Origin of the sequence: Collinsella aerofaciens (assembly GCF_040926185.1) — a bacterium.
GTDB classification, from domain to species: domain Bacteria; phylum Actinomycetota; class Coriobacteriia; order Coriobacteriales; family Coriobacteriaceae; genus Collinsella; species Collinsella aerofaciens_BC.
Window position 1 is genome coordinate 13,040 of sequence record NZ_JBCOIQ010000026.1, and the last position, 17,496, is coordinate 30,535.

The 17,496-nt window shown below is 53.0% G+C and carries 13 protein-coding genes; 10 read left to right on the forward strand and 3 right to left on the reverse strand.

Features of this window, described 5'->3' with window-relative positions; translation table 11 throughout:
* From AB5750_RS09040 to AB5750_RS09060, 5 genes are all read left to right on the forward strand, one after another.
* On the forward strand, window positions 1-765 hold a 765-nt coding region (locus tag AB5750_RS09040), incomplete at its 5' end, for a glycosyltransferase (protein ID WP_368154987.1).
* A gap of 403 nt (window positions 766-1,168) precedes the next feature.
* On the forward strand, window positions 1,169-2,329 hold the full coding sequence (locus AB5750_RS09045) for a glycosyltransferase family 2 protein (protein WP_368146136.1): 1,161 nt from the start codon (window positions 1,169-1,171) through the stop codon (window positions 2,327-2,329).
* Between the two features lie 3 nt (window positions 2,330-2,332).
* Complete coding sequence (locus AB5750_RS09050; protein ID WP_195239714.1) at window positions 2,333-3,409, forward strand: polysaccharide pyruvyl transferase family protein; 1,077 nt, start codon at window positions 2,333-2,335, stop codon at window positions 3,407-3,409.
* A complete protein-coding gene (locus AB5750_RS09055) occupies window positions 3,409-4,812 on the forward strand; it encodes a lipopolysaccharide biosynthesis protein (protein ID WP_368146134.1) in 1,404 nt (467 codons plus the stop codon). Before AB5750_RS09050 ends, AB5750_RS09055 begins: the two co-directional genes overlap by 1 nt.
* A gap of 16 nt (window positions 4,813-4,828) precedes the next feature.
* Window positions 4,829-6,070 (forward strand): Coenzyme F420 hydrogenase/dehydrogenase, beta subunit C-terminal domain, encoded by a 1,242-nt coding sequence (locus tag AB5750_RS09060; RefSeq protein WP_368146133.1) that lies wholly within the window; start codon window positions 4,829-4,831, stop codon window positions 6,068-6,070.
* On the opposite strand, the gene AB5750_RS09065 is transcribed toward AB5750_RS09060, so the two are convergent.
* The 3 genes from AB5750_RS09065 to glf all read right to left on the reverse strand — a co-directional run bounded on the left by AB5750_RS09065 (window position 6,067) and on the right by glf (window position 9,607).
* Window positions 6,067-6,282 carry an RICIN domain-containing protein gene (locus AB5750_RS09065; RefSeq protein WP_368146132.1) on the reverse strand — a complete coding sequence of 72 codons (216 nt, stop codon included), beginning with the start codon at window positions 6,280-6,282 and terminating at the stop codon, window positions 6,067-6,069. The two genes, AB5750_RS09060 and AB5750_RS09065, sit on opposite strands and share 4 nt — an antisense overlap.
* Entirely contained in the window at window positions 6,282-8,327 is a 2,046-nt protein-coding gene (locus AB5750_RS09070) for a transglutaminase domain-containing protein (RefSeq protein WP_368146130.1), read from the reverse strand. The genes AB5750_RS09065 and AB5750_RS09070 overlap by 1 nt, the downstream gene beginning before the upstream one ends.
* 206 nt (window positions 8,328-8,533) lie before the next feature.
* The gene (gene glf / locus AB5750_RS09075) at window positions 8,534-9,607 is read right to left on the reverse strand and encodes a UDP-galactopyranose mutase (protein WP_368146146.1); all 1,074 of its coding nucleotides are present in this window, start codon (window positions 9,605-9,607) and stop codon (window positions 8,534-8,536) included.
* 577 nt (window positions 9,608-10,184) lie between these two features.
* On the opposite strand from glf, the gene AB5750_RS09080 reads away from it, so the two are divergent.
* The 5 genes from AB5750_RS09080 (at window position 10,185) to AB5750_RS09100 (ending at window position 17,429) form a co-directional block, all read left to right on the forward strand.
* Complete coding sequence (locus AB5750_RS09080) at window positions 10,185-10,316, forward strand: hypothetical protein (protein WP_255413097.1); 132 nt, start codon at window positions 10,185-10,187, stop codon at window positions 10,314-10,316.
* On the forward strand, window positions 10,306-10,530 hold the full coding sequence (locus tag AB5750_RS09085) for a GmrSD restriction endonuclease domain-containing protein (RefSeq protein ID WP_368146128.1): 225 nt from the start codon (window positions 10,306-10,308) through the stop codon (window positions 10,528-10,530). Before AB5750_RS09080 ends, AB5750_RS09085 begins: the two co-directional genes overlap by 11 nt.
* Window positions 10,531-10,546: 16 nt before the next feature.
* Window positions 10,547-11,953 (forward strand): DUF262 domain-containing protein, encoded by a 1,407-nt coding sequence (locus AB5750_RS09090; protein ID WP_368154989.1) that lies wholly within the window; start codon window positions 10,547-10,549, stop codon window positions 11,951-11,953.
* Window positions 11,954-12,034: 81 nt separating this feature from the next.
* Window positions 12,035-13,957 carry a P-loop NTPase fold protein gene (locus AB5750_RS09095; RefSeq protein ID WP_117840062.1) on the forward strand — a complete coding sequence of 641 codons (1,923 nt, stop codon included), beginning with the start codon at window positions 12,035-12,037 and terminating at the stop codon, window positions 13,955-13,957.
* Window positions 13,958-14,282: 325 nt separating this feature from the next.
* Window positions 14,283-17,429 carry a P-loop NTPase gene (locus AB5750_RS09100; protein WP_368146127.1) on the forward strand — a complete coding sequence of 1,049 codons (3,147 nt, stop codon included), beginning with the start codon at window positions 14,283-14,285 and terminating at the stop codon, window positions 17,427-17,429.
* The last annotated feature ends 67 nt before the right edge of the window (window positions 17,430-17,496 follow it).

The following is a 17,496-nucleotide window of genomic DNA, read 5'->3' on the forward strand; positions in this document are numbered from 1 at the left end:
CGAGACGGTCTTCGTAAGGCGAGTGGGCGTTATATTCTTTCGCTCGACTCCGATGACGCTCTTCTTGAAGGCTGCATCAAAAAGGTATGCGATGTAATTGCCTCGACTGGTGCTGATATCATTTCATTTGACTTTACCATGGGATTGATGCCTATTAAACCCTCGTTAAAAGTTGATATCTGTTCTGGTATGCATACGGGCGAATCTTTTGATGCTGTTAAAAACCTGTTGTGCGGATGCGATTTCAATAGCGTTTGGAATAAGGTCATTCGGAGAGATTTGTTTGCCAGTGATGAGTGGTACTCGAAACGAGTTGGCCTTATGCACGGTGAGGATCTTTGTCAACTTCTTCCTGTTTTCGATATTGCAAAGAGTTTATTTCACATTGACGAGCCGCTTTACTACTATCGTCAGCATGGCGCTAATAGTACGAAGCAGTTTAAAGAGGATCAGATAACTGATTGGAGCTTTGTAAGCGACGAGTTGATTCGTTATGCGAGTGAATGGTCGAGCGATTCAGTAAAAAATGCCAAAAGGGGTATCTGTCGACACTATTGTGATCTTGATGAAGTTCTTTGGCATTGTGAAGTGGATAAAGAGGTGAAAAGGCAATTTGATAAAACAATTAAAAGCGAGTATCAGAGTCGAATCAGCAATTGTCCGGACTTAGTTCATAGTCTTGTTTTGTCAAATTGCAGTATCGTTTCTTTTTCTGCTCGGCACTTACTAAGCTGCTTTAAATGTCTCCGTCGTCTATTTGTATAATGCAGGTCATTATTGCTTTTTTCTAATATATTTAGTTGGAGCATTATTAGTCTTGACCGAGCTTGTCCTTAGCTTTCAATTAAGTGACAAGAATTTACGATTGAACCGATATCAAAGGTTCAGTCTTGTCGTGCGGTGTATTCATTCCTTGGGCTTTAGTTATTTCGGTCGATGCTTAGAAGCTGGTCTTTGCACGTTTTTTCAAAGAAGTTCTTCAACGCCCCCATGGTCTGGGTGAGTCAATAGACGCTTTCGTTTGTGATTTATTGTTTGTAGTCTATTCCTCTATGGGGTGCCGTCTGCGATTGGTCTTGTTGATTGCATGTTGGGGCATCATAACTTAAATGTCCGAATTGATGGAAGCGCATATTTATTCGACTTTGAAGATGGGAGGAGTCAGTTGTTGCATATTCTTAATTTAATTAAGAAGGCTATAAAACTTCTACTTTCTAGCCCTATTTATGATGGCTTACTTAGGTTATGTCGTCGTTCCGATGCTATATCCTATGCGTCTAAGGCGAAGCTTAGCATGGTTTCCAAGAGACCATCCAATATGTTCATGCCTATTGTTCTTAAGGAAGGCATATCTTACGACATTTCTATTATTGTGCCTGTATACAACGTTGAAAAATACCTCAAACCTTGCCTTGATTCCATTGTGACACAGGAGTTTTCTGGCAAGTTTGAGGTTATTATTGTAGATGACGGGTCTAAAGATGATTCTGGCGTTATAGCCGATTCGTATGGACTAATGCCTAATGTTCTTGTAATTCACCAAATAAACGGCGGCCTTTCCGCAGCACGTAATGCGGGTCTTAGAGTTTCTCGCGGTAAGTACATCATGTTCGTGGATTCTGATGACATGATCGGGCCAGGGTATCTTGAGGATATGCGGAGCAGACTCGATGAAACATCTGCGGATTTCGTTACATCGACTTTTAGATATATGTCTGATGATGGTTTGCTTGGCGAGATAGAGAACGATAGAGCTAGTTGGATGGTGCCGTGGGGCAGGCTATATCGTCGTGAAGTCTGGAATCGACTAGGTTTTCCCGTTGGTGCATGGTACGAAGATCTGATTCATCCGGTATGGATAGATTGTCGCTTTAACGATGAACCTTGTTATGATTTGAGTGGCTATTATTACCGAATCCGTCCTGGATCCATAATGCAGTCTACCCCTACGAATGTTAAAGGGCTTGATTCGTATTGGGTTCTTGATGAGTTGATTTCTTTACGTGCAGAGCTGGGGATTAATTATAGTCAGGAAGACTTCAATCGCATTTTTCCTTTGTTCGGACCGCTCTTGCTTGGGAGAACTGTCGCTCTGGACAACTGCGCTCGTAAGATTTTATTTGCTTGTTGTTGTGACACGTTCAATTCAATTGATGAGTTCAGCAGGGTGAGTACTTCGATGAATGGTAGATGGAAGGATATTGAGAAGGCTCTGCGCACTTCGGATTACAGCCGCTATCTTCTCGCATCGCTTTCTCTAGCTGCTGATGGGGTAACTGGACTCAGCCTTTCAGATGCTATTCATATTTGGGTGAACAGGAACAGATAAATAATGAAGATTGGAACGATTACTTTCCACGGTGCTTTAAATTTCGGGTCTGCACTTCAGTCTTATGCGCTTCAAGAAGTCTTGAAAGGCATGGGGCATGAGGTGCGAATAATTGACTATCGTTCTCGTGACTATGAGCAATATAGGTTTTTCCAACCTCGCCACCCGAAGATGACGCTGCGCGCAATGCGCTGTTGGCGTAAGCAGTCGTCTAGAAAGGCTGCATTCGCGGAATTTTCTAAAAAGTATTTCAGGCTTACAAAGAGACCGTATTTCTGGAAAAAAGAAAGTGATATGTACGAACTCGCTGAGCAGTTTGATTGTTTTATTTGCGGAAGCGATCAAATTTGGAATCTCGATTGCACACAAGGTGTTGTTGGCCCCTATTTCCTTTCATTTGCCGGAGATAGTCGACGAGTTGCTTACGCTCCCAGTCTTGCTCACACTTTCTTTAGACCGGAGAATTTTGATGAGCAACTTGTATCCGATTTACTTTCAAGGTTTGATTTTTTGTCTGTTCGCGAGGAGGAGACGGTTCCGCTATTTCAGCCACTTGTCGATACGCCTATCGACGTTGTTTTAGATCCCACACTTTTGTTGGAATCCGATGACTATACCGACATGGCATCTAAAGATGTCTTGCAAGGTGAATATATTTTCATGTATCTTTTGCGTGAATGTCCTGAGCTTATCGAGAGCACCGTCGCGATGACGGAGGCAACAGGCATGAAGGTGGCTTATATATCTGAGAATAATCTAGATATCCCAAATTCAATTAACCTGTTTGGCGTTGGCCCTGAAGAGTTCGTTTCTCTTATCGCACACGCAGACCTCATCGTTACCAATTCCTTTCATGCAACTGTATTCTCTGTTCTCTTCCATAAGCCCTTCCGCGTATATGCAACAGATAAGTCTGGTGCGCGTATGCGCGACTTGTTGGGCAATATCGGGCTGTCTGACCGTTGCGTCAACGTTATGTGTGCCGACGATGTTCCCCCTTGTGACTGGGGTGATGTGGACTCTCTTCTTGATTCTCTGCGTGAGCATTCGTGGGCTTATCTTAGAAAGGCGCTTTCGTAATGGGAGAGACAAGTCGACTTATCAAAAATACCGGCATTATCGCAGTTGGCGGCATGGCAACAAAGCTCGTGTCGTTTCTTCTGCTTCCGCTCTATACATCGGTTCTTTCCACTGCTGATTACGGCACCGTAGACTACATCAATACTATTGCTTTATTTTGCGTTCCTGCGGTTTCGCTGCTTATGGATGAAGCGCTGTTTCGGTTTCTCATTGACTGCCGTACCGATGAGGATCGGTCTACAGCCGTGACAGCGTCATGCGCTGTACTTCTTGCCGGATGCGTATGCTTTGCAGTCATGGCGATTCTGGTATGGTTGCTTTTTGAGCCTGAAAATCTTGGCTGGGTCGTGGGACTTGTTGTTGCTGGCGCGCTTCTGCAGATGGCTTCTGCTGTCCTTCGTGGTTTTGGGGATACCGTGGGATATTCCGTCATGAACTTTGCCGCGAGTGCTTTTACCATTTTGCTCAATGTTCTCTTTATCGCCGTTCTTCGCTGGGGCGTTGTGGGTATGCTATCTGCAACGGTCATTGCGCAGGGCGGTGTTGCTCTCGTGTTCATGGTAATGCGGAGGCTCTGGCGTTATATCGATCCGTCGGCTCTCTCTATCTCCTATGCTTTAAACCTTCTACGGTATTCATTTCCGCTCATCCCTAATAAGGTTTCCTGGACTATTAATAACTTGCTGGACAGGCTCATTATCATGAGTACGCTTGGGCCTTCTGCTGCCGGCGTGTATGCAGTGTCGTACAAGTTCCCCGGTATCATGGATCAGGTGTATGGCTTTTTCTATCAGTCTTGGAAGGAGAGTTCAGCTCGAGCCCTAAACTCTGATGAGGATGAGTCGGCTTTCTATAACTCTGTGTATCGGGCGCTAAGGCGTTTCATGATGAGCGTCGTTCTGCTTATGTCCGCGCTTATGCCTCTTGTGTATGGCGTCCTGATTAAGGGTTCATTCGGCGAGGGCATGTTGTATGTACCGATATTGCTCTTGGCGACGTACTTCAGCAATATTTCCGGTTTTTATGGCGGTATCTTCACCGCACATAAAGAGACTGGAATTATGGGAACCACTACTGCGGTGTCTGCTGCTCTTTGCGCCCTGCTGTGTGTCTTGTTGATTCCACGCTTTGGTCTATATGGAGCGTCTTTTGCAACCCTCTTGGCGATGATCGTGGTGAATGAGTACCGCAGGATTAAAGTCGCTAAGTTTGCGAAGCTTGTCGAAGACCGGGCTGAGCAGATTCTGACTTTGGTTTCAATTCTTGGAGTGTTCGCCTTTTATTATCTGTCAGTCTACGGTGCTGGCTTTTTGAGCGCTATTGCCTGTCTTGCAATTGCGCTGGCTTTTTTCGGTTATATGAATGCGGACATTCTGCGCAAGTTGCTTTCGGTTCATAAATAGGGGGGGGGGTAACTGCATGTCTACTGTGAAAAGGGGAGAAATTCCCACGCTGTTTGAGTCGCCATCGCATTGCTGCGGCTGTGGAGCGTGCGCCGCTAGTTGCCCTAGAGGCGCCGTTACCATGTCCGAGGGTAAGGATGGGTTCGTTCTTCCTGTAATTGATGGTGATCTTTGCATTGGCTGCGGCGCGTGCATTAAGGCGTGCGGTCTTAACCGAGGGATAGGCTCTAATTCCGCCGGACCGTTCTTTGCCGCCGCCGGTAGGGACGATGTCTCGGAGTCCGCCTCCGGTGGCGTTTTTGGTGCATTTGCGCGTGAGCTTATTGCTTCTGGTGGGGTCGCATATGGCGCTGCCTATGAGCGCGAGGGGAGCATCCTTCGGGTGCGGCACCGTCGCGCGGCGAGCGTTGACGGGCTTCGTCCACTGCTTAACTCAAAATATGTGCAGAGTGATGCAGGAGCTTGTTTTGCCGACGTGAAGGCGGACCTTCGCGAGGGGAGGCGGGTTCTTTTCTGCGGTACGCCTTGCCAAGTCGCCGGCCTTAGGGGCTTTCTCGGAGGCGATTATGAGAACCTGACAACCGTTGACCTGGTCTGCCACGGCGTCCCTTCCGGCCGCATGTTCGCGGATTGCGTTGAGGGCTATGGCAGACAGCTTGGGTCTCCCGTGGTTGATTTCCGGTTTAGGTGCAAGCGCGAGGGGTGGGACAACTCTCTTCTTCTATTTCTTCTTCTTGAGGACGGAAGAGAGGTCACCATTCCTGCGGCGAAATCCCCCTACTACGACATGTTCCTGAACCTCAAGACTCTTCGCGATAGCTGCTATAGGTGCCCCTATGCAGGGAGATTTCGCGCCGGCGATCTTACCATCGGTGATTTTTGGGGCGTCGACGTTAATAGGCCCGACGTTTTGAAAGATGCTGAGAAGTTTAATCAGATGAAAGGTGTCTCCTGCTTGCTGGTGAATAACGACCGCGGCAGGGAGTTTATTGAATCCAGCAACGCTCTGGACTTGTACCCTGTCGAATTTGACGATATCGCTAAAGGCAACGATCAGCTCCGACGCCCGAGCACCCTTCCAACAGACAGACAGCTCTATATTGACGCATTTGTCGAAGGTGGTTGGCATGCCATTGAGTGTATGTATAAAAGGCGTGAGCGGGGAATATTTTTTTATACTAAGAAAATAGCACGAAGGCTTCTCCCTGAATCATTTCGGGAGATTGTCAAAAAGTATTTGAAAGATCTTGCAGACTAGGTAAGGATCCACGCCTGGGCGGGCCCCCCGTTGGGCTCGTAGAGCCATACCGTGTTGCCCTCCGAGGTCCGCTGCCCCCGGTCGTCCAGCGCCAGCCCGGAGGCGGACGTGAATGAGCAGCGGCCTCCGCCCAGGGCCGAGACGCGCCACAGCTGCGAGGCGGAGCCGTCCGCCTCGGCCAGCACCGCCCGGTTGCCCGACTCGGTCAGCATCAGGCCGCCCGAGGAGACCCTGTAGAGGCCCGTCGCCCCGTCGCGCTCGAGGGAGAGGGCGCCCGCGCCCGAGGACAGCGAGCAGCCCGATGCGGAGGCCGACACGGCCATCCGGGCGTCGAGGGCGGCCGCGAGGCGGTAGGAGCCGTCGTCGACCGTGCGGGGGATCGCGGGGCCCGCGAGCAGCCACGCCTGGGCGGGCCCCCGTTGGGCTCGTAGAGCCATACCGTGTTGCCCTCCGAGGTCCGCTGCCCCCGGTCGTCCAGCGCCAGCCCGGAGGCGGACGTGAATGAGCAGCGGCCTCCGCCCAGGGCCGAGACGCGCCACAGCTGCGAGGCGGAGCCGTCCGCCTCGGCCAGCACCGCCCGGTTGCCCGACTCGGTCAGCATCAGGCCGCCCGAGGAGACCCTGTAGAGGCCCGTCGCCCCGTCGCGCTCGAGGGAGAGGGCGCCCGCGCCCGAGGACAGCGAGCAGCCCGATGCGGAGGCCGACACGGCCATCCGGGCGTCGAGGGCGGCCGCGAGGCGGTAGGAGCCGTCGTCTATAACTTTCTCTAATGTTGCGATTCGGTATTTTGCTGCCAGGTCGTACCTAGCGCTCCATTTGCTGTTCGATTCCTTGGTGACGTTTGATGCCGCAGTAAGCTCAACCTTGGCGCCTTGAACTTTCCATTCCCTCTGGTTCATCGCGTACGCAACAGTCCCGTTCTGAATCCCCGAGATGTTCGGCGGGAAGGACTGGTTGTCGGCATCGATGGAAAAGCTCTCTTCCTTGGCATCCAAGTGCTGCTGAATGCGGTCGGCATACTTCTCTGCCCATTCATCGGCCTTTCCGTTTCGTACAAAGTAATTGTTGGATAGGTCGGTCGAGCGGTAGGCGTAGTCGTCCTTTTGGTAGTTTGCCGTGTGGTCGGAGTGGGCGATTGCCATGAGCTCGTCGGTCAGGCCAAAGTACAGATGACGCTGGTCCAGGTCTCCGTACCAGTTGTCACTGGTGTCGTCCCAGGTTAGGTCCATCTGGCACCATTTGCCGTCGATCTTTACGGCGTTCCAGGTGTGGCCGTTGCCGGTGATGCGCCCGTTGGCGATGCCTGCTGCGTTAAGGAGCTTGGAGTAGATTCGCTGGTAGCTCTCGCAGGTGCCCTGGTGGCGCGTGAGGCCGCTTTCGGCCGAGCACCAGTTGAGGCTATGGTCGTACTCCAGCTGGTCGAGCGTCCAGTCGTGGAGCCAAAGCGCCATGTCGTATTCCGAGCCGTTTGTTTCTTGCCTGCACTGGGCCACGGCGTTGTTGACGATCTGCGTGACGCTTGGGCGGGCGGCATCGTTTACGGACACCTCCGCCGTGGTGCGCAGATAGTAGATTCCCTTGTCGTTTTGGGGGTCGTATCTGTCGTTGTCCATAAAGTAGAAGTAGATGCGGTACGTGCCCGATGCTGTGAAGTCAAAGATAAAGTCGTGGCCCGTGGTGCCCAGGTTGTAGTAGCTGCCCCATGCCGGGCGCGACGGGTCACAGACGCTTTCCTGGCTGCCGCCGTCCCAATAGGTGGGCACGTCCATGCGCGCCTTGGCCTGGGACGAGCCGCTGGTCTGGGTTACGTGGAAGGTCGTCGCGGTGCCCGCTGGGGCGTCGTTCCACGAGACGGTGAAGGTGACGCCGTTTTGGGCTGCCGTGGCGGAGTGGGCGTAGCCGGTTTGTGACGTGGCGGAGATTGCGGCGGGCGTGGGGCTGGATTGGGCTCGGAGGGATGGGGTGGGGGCTGTGGTGGCCGTGCCGGTTGCGGCGGTGGTGCCGTCAGCGCTTTCCGTATTGGCTGCGCCGGTGCCGGTGGATGCTGCGGTGCTGTCCTCTACGGTATCTGCTGTCGCATTTGTGTTGGTGCCGTCTTCGGCCTTGCCTGTGTCGCTGCTCGTGGCGTCGGCTTGCGCCTGCTGCCCTGCGGCTGCCTGAGGCTGGATGGCTTCTGCGATGGCTGCCATGGGCATCGTCGCGCCGACCATGGACATGCACGCGATCGCGCAGAGCAGGTAGTAAAGGGGTCGTTTCATAGCGGAGCCTCTCGGTGAGCAGCCAACAGGGTCCGAAGGCAGCTCCAGGCCAGCACTCCGCACATATTTTGTTGGGACTTATTTTACGGGAACAAGCCTGCGGATAGGGGGTCCTGTTAATAAAAGGGGCACGGAATTTGTTCCGCACCCCTCAAATCAAATGCTGTGCCGTATCGTTGGCAAGCAGCAGTTATTCAGGATGGTTCCTACGCTTCCGTCGGCTCCACGTCCAGCTCTTTGCGGACGAGTTCGAAGGCCGCGGCGATGGCCTTGTCCATGTCGTAGTACTTGTAGCCGCCCAGGCGACCGGCGAAGACCACGTCGCCCTCCTGCGCCGCCAGCTCCTCGTACTGCTTGTAGAGGGCCTCGTTCTTGGCGTCGTTGATGGGGTAGTAGGGCTCGTCACCGGGTTTCCAGTCGGCCGGGTACTCGCGCGTGACGACGGTCTTGGCCTGCGTGCCGAACTCGAAGTGCTTGTGCTCGATGATGCGCGTGTAGGGGATCTCGCGCTCGGTGTAGTTGACCACGGCCACGCCCTGGTGGTCGGCCTCGTCGAGCGTCTCGGTCTCGAAGCGCAGGCTGCGGTACTCGAGCGTGCCCAGCTTGAAGTCGTAGAACGCGTCGATGGGGCCGCAGTAGATCGTCTTGGCGGCGATGTCGGGCTGGGCGGCGGCCAGCTCCTTGTACTCCACGCCGCAGCGCACCTCGACGCCCTCGAGCATGTTGGCGACCATCTTGGTGTAGCCGCCCATGGGGATGCCCTGGTAGCGGTCGTTGAAGTAGTTGTTGTCGTAGGTGAAGCGGCAGGGGAGGCGCTTGATGATGCTCGCGGGCAGGTCCTTGCAGTCGCGGCCCCACTGCTTCTCGGTGTAGCCCTTCACGAGCGTTTCGAAGATGTCGCGGCCGACGAGCGACAGCGCCTGCTCCTCGAGGTTTGCCGGCTCGCCGATGTTCTCGGCGGCCACCTGCTCGGCGATCTTGGCCTTGGCGTCGGCCGGCGCGACGACGCCCGGCCACATCTTGGCGAAGGTGTTCATGTTGAAGGGCATGTTGTACATGCTGCCGCGGAAGTTGGCGACCGGCGAGTTGACGTAGTTGTTGAACTCGGCGAAGCGGTTGACGTAGTCCCAGACGTCCCTCATGGAGGTGTGGAAGATGTGCGCGCCGTAGCGGTGGACCTGGATGCCCTCCACGTCCTCGGTGTAGATGTTGCCGGCGATGTGGTCGCGGCGGTCGATGACCAGGACCGACTTGCCGGCGCGCTTGGCGACAGCGAGCAGCCCGACGCCGAGGCCGACACGGCCATGGAGCCGTCGAGGGCGGTCGCGAGGCGGTAGGGGCCGTCGTCAATGACCCTTTCCATGCAGGTTGTAGACGAGTTTGGCGTGTTTCAAGGGCGCGGTAAGCATTTGCCGTTCCAAGCGATGTTGCGAACGCAGACTGGTGATTGCTTGCTGGCTTGTGGTGGTGTTTGGGTTGCTAAGCGGGGGCTGCTTGTTGCGTGGGTTGGTTTTATTGGTGTGGGTTTGGACACTGTATGGAGATGACGATGGCTGGAGCGGGGTAGGGAGTTGTGGTGCGGATTGGGGATGCTGGGTGGCTGGCCGATTGCGTGCAACGGCCTAACGCGTTGTTTGCGGTGCACGGCCAATAGATCTCTGTAGGGGGCCTACCCAACGTAAGGCGTCTGAAGGCATTTCCCTGGAAGCTCGGGCTTCCTGGATATCTTGGCGATTAAGATGCGCCCCATGCTCAGCCGGCATATAGAATGGACTGTGGACGTGACGATTGCCTGCTGCTGACATGTTGGTTAATCGACGATGATGGCAGCGACGGAGATTGATTGGGGCAGTCGGCATGTTCGCGAGCGAAAAGGCGGCCCTGCTCGGCGATGTGCCGACTTTTATTGTAGCGAAGGCGTTGGTGACGCCGAGAGGCGGCAAGGCCGACAAAACTATTGCGAAGGCAAGGGATCAACATGGCATTTGAAGCACGTCAGAGTACGGTTGGAAAGCTGCTTAATGACTCAATCTATAGAATCCCTCGCAATCAGCGCGCTTACGTGTGGGATGAGCATAACTGGAAAGATCTATTCGAAGACATCAAGCTTGTGACAGAGGAAGTTGCTACGTCGCATTTCATCGGTTCGATAGTGCTGATGGAGGAAGAAGAAGAAGACAGCCGGGGTTTTTACAATAATTGATGGTCAACAAAGAGTTATTACCCTAACGCTCTTGCTGTCTAGCCTCATGTTCGCTTTCAAGAAAAGGAATATGATTAACCACGCTAATGGCACAAAAAAATATCTAGTGGCGATAGATACTAAGGATGTTGAGCACGCGATCGTCGCTCCGGAGAATCATTTATCATTAACGAGGATCGTCGAAGGAGTAATTGCTATCTCTCCTGAAGATGCGGCTGCCATGTCTGCTGTGGCTTTCTCGAAGAGCAAACGCGCGTCCGGATCAAAAGACGAACTGATCGTTAAAGCCTTCCAATATTTCAGTGCAAGTTTCGCCAAGATGAAGGATGAGGAGTTGCTGGCCTTCAGGGATGCGGTCATTTCTGTCGCATATGTAAACATCAAATCATCGTCTGAGGAAGATTCGTACACAATATTCGAAATATTGAATGCGCGAGGTATCGAGCTTGAGGACCATGAGCTTCTGAAGAACTATATTATGCGCTATATCCATCCTATAGAAAAGCGCGATGATGCAAAACAGGTATGGTCGGAAATTGAAGCAACAGTCGGCTCGAACATGAAAGCTTTTTTGCGTCACTACGCAATTCAAAAATATCGCCTAGGTCAAGGCGACAAGGATGGAGCATATAAGAAAATAAGGGATTTTACGGATCCAAAGAAGGCTGCTGATCTTCTCTATGATTTAAGGCTAAAAGCCGGATATTATGCAGAGATTGTCGAGCCAACCAGCGATGACAGAAATGCGGAAATCTTGAGTTTCTTAAGAACACACAATGTCCGCGTCTTCAGGCCGCTTCTTATGAGTTTAATGCACGCTCGCGAAATAGAGCAGCTAACGAGCGAGCAGTATGATGATGCGATTGGATTTATTTACCGGTTCTATATTTGCTATAAGATAATCGGGGGAATGGAGTCGAACCACCTATCGGATTCGATCGTGAAACACTCATACGCAATCGAGTTGAACTGCACCCAGCAAGTGTTAGATGAGTGGAAAAATAGTTTTAACGAAAAACTGCCTTCAGAAGAAACATTTCGAATTAATCTCCTTTCGCTTGGATGGTCTCATTCGTGGCCGTTGTATAGCGAAACAAAGTTGAAGGATCGCTGCAAGTTGGTCCTTGCCTTGCTCGAGGAGCTTAAGTCTGGTGTTAGGGTTTCTGAGGCATTCACAATAGAGCACATTCTTCCGGATTCGCAGGCTCAGGAAAACTCGATTATTGGGAACTTGCTCATGCTAGAAGAGCGACTTAACGCGAAATGTAAAGACAAATCGCTTAAGGAAAAGCTGCCCATATACGCTGAATCGCGTTATGCCACTACAAGAGCTTTTGCTAAACGCTATGCGAATGGTTGTTTTGACGTTAAGAAGCGCGTTGATTTTATCGCGAAAGATTTGTTTGAAATGGTCATCCACTAGCTTGCACCGCGCGGCCGCGGCGCTTGAGCTCGTCAAGAAGTGCATCGACCCGGCGATAAGGCGGCAGGCCGAAGGGTTCGAATGGGATCCGAAAGCGCTGGAGTAGGCTCTCGCGTGGCCATAGGAAAGGTAAGGGTGGAAACCGATGGCGGACAAGGAGCGACCAAGGTGAACGAGGATGACATCATCGGCGTCGTGAGGGAGTACCTCGAGGACAAGGAGAACTCGTACGCCCTCATGCTTACCGGGGAATGGGGATGCGGGAAAACCTACTTTGTCGAGCACGCACTGACCGAGAAGCTGGAGGAGGATGAGAGCCGGCATCCCGTCGTGGTGGCGTCCGCCTACGGCGCCAAGGACTTAGCGGAGCTCTGCGGGGCGATTGAGTCTGGTTTCATCTCGAAATACGCCATAGGGTGCGCGGCCGGCGGGGAGAGGGGCAGGTGGGATTCACTCGTCGGGTTCGCCAAGGACACGGGAATATCGTTCCTCGGGAAAAAGATCAGGGAGCTGGAGAAGAAGGCGGGCGTCGATCTCAAGATGGCGCCGCTGAATGCCGTGAACCTCATCATCGGCCCCGAGACCCTCCTCGTCATAGACGACGTGGAGAGGTGCGACATGGGCATTCGCGAGCTGCTCGGGGCGGTCGACCACCTCGTCGTCGGCTGCAGGAAGAAGGTCCTCCTCGTCTGCAACGAGGATGAGTGGAGGAAAGGGCTAGGACCGAAGGGGGAGAAGGGGACGACCAGGGAGTACGAGAGCCTCATCGAGAAGACCGTCTGGCGGAAGTGCCGGTTCAGGCCCTCGGTCGGCTCGGTTGTGGAACGCGTTCTGGGAGGCGTGCTGGGCGGCATCTACCCAGGCGCGCTCGAGGACGCCGTTTCGGCGATTGAAGGAAGCGAATCGCCGAACTTGCGATCCCTCAGCAAGATGCGCCCCGTGCTGGTCGGGATGAAGGAATCCGGGTTCTTCGCTGAACCCACCGACCCGGAGTCTGCCAGGGCAGTTTTCAAAGAGGCTTTCGGCTTTGCAGCGGGGGCGGCGAAGGGGATGCGCATCGGGCCTCCGTCAAGCCGGGAGGATTCCATCCTTAGGGGTGGCATTTTCGAGTCGCGCCGGCTCAAATACGCCGCTCTGGACTTCATCCCCCGCTTTTTCGAGAGGTGTGAGGGGGTCGATTCCAAGCATGTTCGTTCCTGCCTGGAAGATTACCTTGCGACCTTTCATCCCGACGGGCCGGCCGCGCGGAAAGCTATTGAATGTATCGACGGCATCAGACACGCCACTTTCCGCGATGCCGATGTCCCTGGCATGGTGGAGACTATAGTCGCCGGGATTGTCCCCGGGGACGGGAGCCGCGGCTTGTCGTTCGACGTCTATCCCGACGTCCTGCGTGCCGTCAAAGGCATTGCGGGGGAATTTGCTGACGCCTTTCCCGAAGGGGTCGCGCCGCTCGTCAAGGCGATGGAATCCTCCATTGGACGGGATCCCGAGTCTGCAGTGAGGTCAATCGGAAAGAATCGAGTCGAATGGCAGGAGATCCCTTTCGACTCGAGCGAAGCGCATGAGATTCCGGCTTTGGAGGAGGTCGACAGGCTGAGGGAGCTCGCCTTGACGACGCTACGCGAACGGGAGTCGGAGTCTCTTGGCAACGTCCTGAAAAACGCCCCCGACCAATTCGCGACGAAGCTCTATCTGGCTTTCTCGAAATCAGATGACTGGTCGGAACCCATCCTGTCGCTCATTTCCCTCGACACTTCCCTCCTCGCGAGGGCGATGGAGAAGATGCCTCCCGAAGATATTCGGCTTGTGCACAGTGTCCTTTTTCCGGGCGACCACATGAGGTCGTGCACGGCCTCGCTCGAGGGCGAGGACAGGAAGGCCCTCGTAGCTTGGGCCAAGAGGCTCGGATCGGAGATCGGCAAGGTCGAGACCATGGAGTATTACCAAAGGATCTATTTCGACGCCATATCCAAGAGTCTCGAATGTCTTGCCGATATCTAGGATCCGCAGCTTTTGCCAAGTTGAAACGTGGCTTAGGATTTGCAGAAGATCTTCTAATGGCAGTCTTACGACAAGGACGAGGATGCCCTAATGCCTTGCCCAGGCTCCATCCAGCTCCGCCGCGCAGCTCTCGAACACGCACCTAACGGCGGCCATTTCCGACGGGGTCACGCGCCCTCCGCTCGCCTTATCCGAGGGCCTATGCGGCGGGGCTTGACTTCGAGGACGTCGTCGACTCGTCCCTCGAGCTTGTAAGGCTTGCTGAGGTAGGCGGACTAGAGTAAGAAAAGAGAAATCAAAAGGCGAATTTATCGCGAGGAGCAAAATGTCCCAAATAAATCAGATCCAAGAAGAGCTAAGGCAGATCGAAGGCGGGCGTTTTCAAACACTAGCAAATCAGTATCTATATAGGAGATATTCGCTTAACAACATCATTGAATTAGGATCCCAATGCGGCACGGATAAAACCACGACCGGAGTGCCAGACATGTACTCCGTAGGAGAGAATGGACACTACCTCTTCGCGGCATACACAACCTCTAATTCCGACATCCGCAATAAGCTGCTAAATGATGCTAAAGACTGCCTCGACAGGAGCAAAACCGGAATCAATCCGCAACTCATAGATCGAATCATCCTGTGCCACACATACTTTCGCCTTTCACCTCTGGTACTCGAGGAGGTCCGTGCCATCGATCCACGGATAGAAATAATCGGGCCAGAGACAATTGCGAGCGACCTTGATGGAAAATACCCTGCGCTAGCGCATACGGTATTGGGCGTTCCACTCGGAAAGGGATCATTCATCGCCCCAGACCGCTTCATCGAGCGAAGCCTGAACGACCGTTTCTCAACCGACCTGTCGAAGCTCCTCATGCACAGGGATTCCGAGTTTTCAGTCATCGTCGAATCGATAGAGCAAAACAAGGCAGTGGTGATTCAGGGGCAGTCTGGATCGGGGAAAACCAAGATCGCCCTCGACGCATGCCTCTCATTCAGCAAACGGCATCACTGGGATCTTCTTATCTTGGACTCTAGGTATTCATCGCATCTCGACGATGATATCGAGCTGATTTTGTCGGAGTCGGAAAACATTATCCTTCTAGTCGATGATGCAAACGGCAACCTGTCACTTGAGCACTTGCTGGGAATCTGTTTGGAAAACAAAAAGCTAAAGATTGTCCTCACCTGCAGGAAGATGCACCGAAGCGAGTTGACCGCAAAAATCGGCAGTTATCTAAATTTCAGAGAAATAGAGCTGGAGCCTCTAACCGCGGAAAATATAGAAGCGATACTCGAGACCGAATACAACATAAAAAACATAGCACTGAGGGAGAGAGTATCGGCAATCGCAAACGGAAACCTGCGCTTGGCTATCATGGCAGCAAGCCCCATAGCAGACGGCAATTTCGAAGCCATCCAAGAGCCATACGATCTTCTGAACATCTATATGAATTCCGCCTTAGCTGGGTACTCCAGCAGAGAGCAACGTCTCGCAGAGATCCTTGCAATCTACGACTGCTGCGATCTTATTGAAGGAGACCCTTGTTATGAGGATCTCTTGGGCTTGGGGTACGACGACGCCGAGATTCGGGATTTTGCATCCAGATTGAACGACCAGGAAATCGTCACGATCCTTACCTCAGCCGGTGGCGTGCTAGCCATAAGGATGGAAGAGCAGAATCTTCGCGACTTCTTGATATGCCGCCACTTCGCAAAAGAAGGGAACGGCAGTTTTGCAGATTTCATTCTGCATACCGCAGAAATGCCGAACGCGCCGTATCTCAAAGCCGCCAAGTCAATGGCTGAAGTATGCGGAAGTGCGAGCGTGTACGACTATCTTCGAAGGGAATGCGAGAAAGCTTGGGATGAAATAAAGAATCGGGATGAGCGAATTGCCGATCAGTTCATAATCACATTCAATCAACTCCTCCCCGTACAGGCGCTCGCCTTTGCCTCAAACCGCATCGAAAGTGCTGCTTGCGCTGACGTATCGGAAGAAATTCTCGGCATGAATTCGACATCGGACGGATCTATGCCCCTGCATATTTCCGTATCCCTGATGAACTCGAGCGAGTATTCGCAAACAGCCTCCGAGTTGTTCGTGAAGTGTGTAGAAAGAGGCACAGAGCGGGCGGCCGAGTACAACTGGGCATGCGGGCAAGACGGCGCTTTCGCTTACGATTTCGATCGTACGGGATTCGATTTGGAAAACAGCAAACTCGATGCCCTCGCTCAAAAATATCAACAATCGCATTCCCGCAATGTTGCAGCATGTCTGATCGTCTTGACGAGTTCATACCTCTCTTCAAGGGTCCAGCGCGTTCGGCAAAACGGCATAACGTACACATACAACACCCTGATCTTTAATTTCACATCAGAGCTGGCCGAGCTCCACGCCCATTGCTTCCGGGCGCTCTCCGTTCTAGTCGAAACCGAATTCAGCAGGCAAGTTAGATCCACCTTTCGGCAGCACTTCTCGTTCTATGGCAAAGAACCTGAAGCGGAGCATGCAGAAAACATGCATTCGGTGCTCTCAATGATCGAAGATCTATTCCCCAAATATATAAGCGAAGACTCGACAATCGATCTCTCATGCAGCTTAAGCATCAACCAGATTTACGAAACATGCGCGCAGAATCCCCCTCTGAGCCTCGATGGGTTCCGCCAGAGCACATTCGACGCACTTGGCCTGGAGAACTCCGAGTCTCTCGTAGAGAAAGAACCGAGGATATCCGCGGAAGAGTTACCGCTAGAACGACTGACCGAAGCCCTGGGAAAGCTAGCCGAAGATTATGAGATTTCCGATAAAGAGTGGGAGTCGGGCAGGGCTATCGGAAAAGTCCTTCTGGAAATCGCCAAAAGGACCCCAGATACTGCCTCAAGCATAATCGCACGCAATATCGCTTCGTCGCCCTCGACGATCCCCGTCCCGTACGAAGCACTTGACCATCTTGCTGAAACCATCGGCAGGAAGGTCCTTAGAAACGAGCTGGGCGCGGTGATCGACGTGAGTGACCATCCGGCCCTGTTTGACTATCTTGATTTGCTAGCAATAAAGAACGGGCCCGACAAGGAGGAGCTCGACGAGATCCTCGCAAGACTCGATGACGGCAGAACGCATCTCTGCTTGGAAGATTTGGAGATAGTCGAGCCAAAGCATCCTGGCTATATCCTCAAATATGCTTCTAGGTTTTCCGAACGCACTCACAATGATGGGGTTTGGCGGTTTTTCGGCAACTGCGGAGACGAAAAGCGCGTCTCCGCTCTAGATTCGTACTTCGGATCCAATCCCTTACCGGCTATCAACCTGTATTTTCTCGCACTTGAAGGACGCCCTTCTTTCGACTATAACCTCGCTTTCCTACGCTGCCTTTTACGCCTTGACAGTTCAATGATTGACCGTTTTTTGGAATACGCTGCCAGCCTCGACTACCGACAAAGGCACGATCTCCTGCGAAGTGAGTCCTAGGCCCTTTCGACACCACCTATATTGCGAATCAGCACCGCCGCCCACCCGACCGAATATTGCCGTTCGG

Bases quoted from the DNA above. Each gene is read 5' to 3' on its own strand.
- AB5750_RS09050 (WP_195239714.1), top strand. From the start codon at position 2,333: ATGAAGATTGGAACGATTACTTTCCACGGTGCTTTAAATTTCGGGTCT.
- AB5750_RS09055 (WP_368146134.1), top strand. From the start codon at position 3,409: ATGGGAGAGACAAGTCGACTTATCAAAAATACCGGCATTATCGCAGTT.
- AB5750_RS09060 (WP_368146133.1), top strand. From the start codon at position 4,829: ATGTCTACTGTGAAAAGGGGAGAAATTCCCACGCTGTTTGAGTCGCCA.
- AB5750_RS09065 (WP_368146132.1), bottom strand. From the start codon at position 6,282: ATGCTGACCGAGTCGGGCAACCGGGCGGTGCTGGCCGAGGCGGACGGC.
- AB5750_RS09070 (WP_368146130.1), bottom strand. From the start codon at position 8,327: ATGAAACGACCCCTTTACTACCTGCTCTGCGCGATCGCGTGCATGTCC.
- AB5750_RS09080 (WP_255413097.1), top strand. From the start codon at position 10,185: ATGTTCGCGAGCGAAAAGGCGGCCCTGCTCGGCGATGTGCCGACTTTT.
- AB5750_RS09085 (WP_368146128.1), top strand. From the start codon at position 10,306: ATGGCATTTGAAGCACGTCAGAGTACGGTTGGAAAGCTGCTTAATGAC.
- AB5750_RS09095 (WP_117840062.1), top strand. From the start codon at position 12,035: ATGGGATCCGAAAGCGCTGGAGTAGGCTCTCGCGTGGCCATAGGAAAG.
- AB5750_RS09100 (WP_368146127.1), top strand. From the start codon at position 14,283: ATGTCCCAAATAAATCAGATCCAAGAAGAGCTAAGGCAGATCGAAGGC.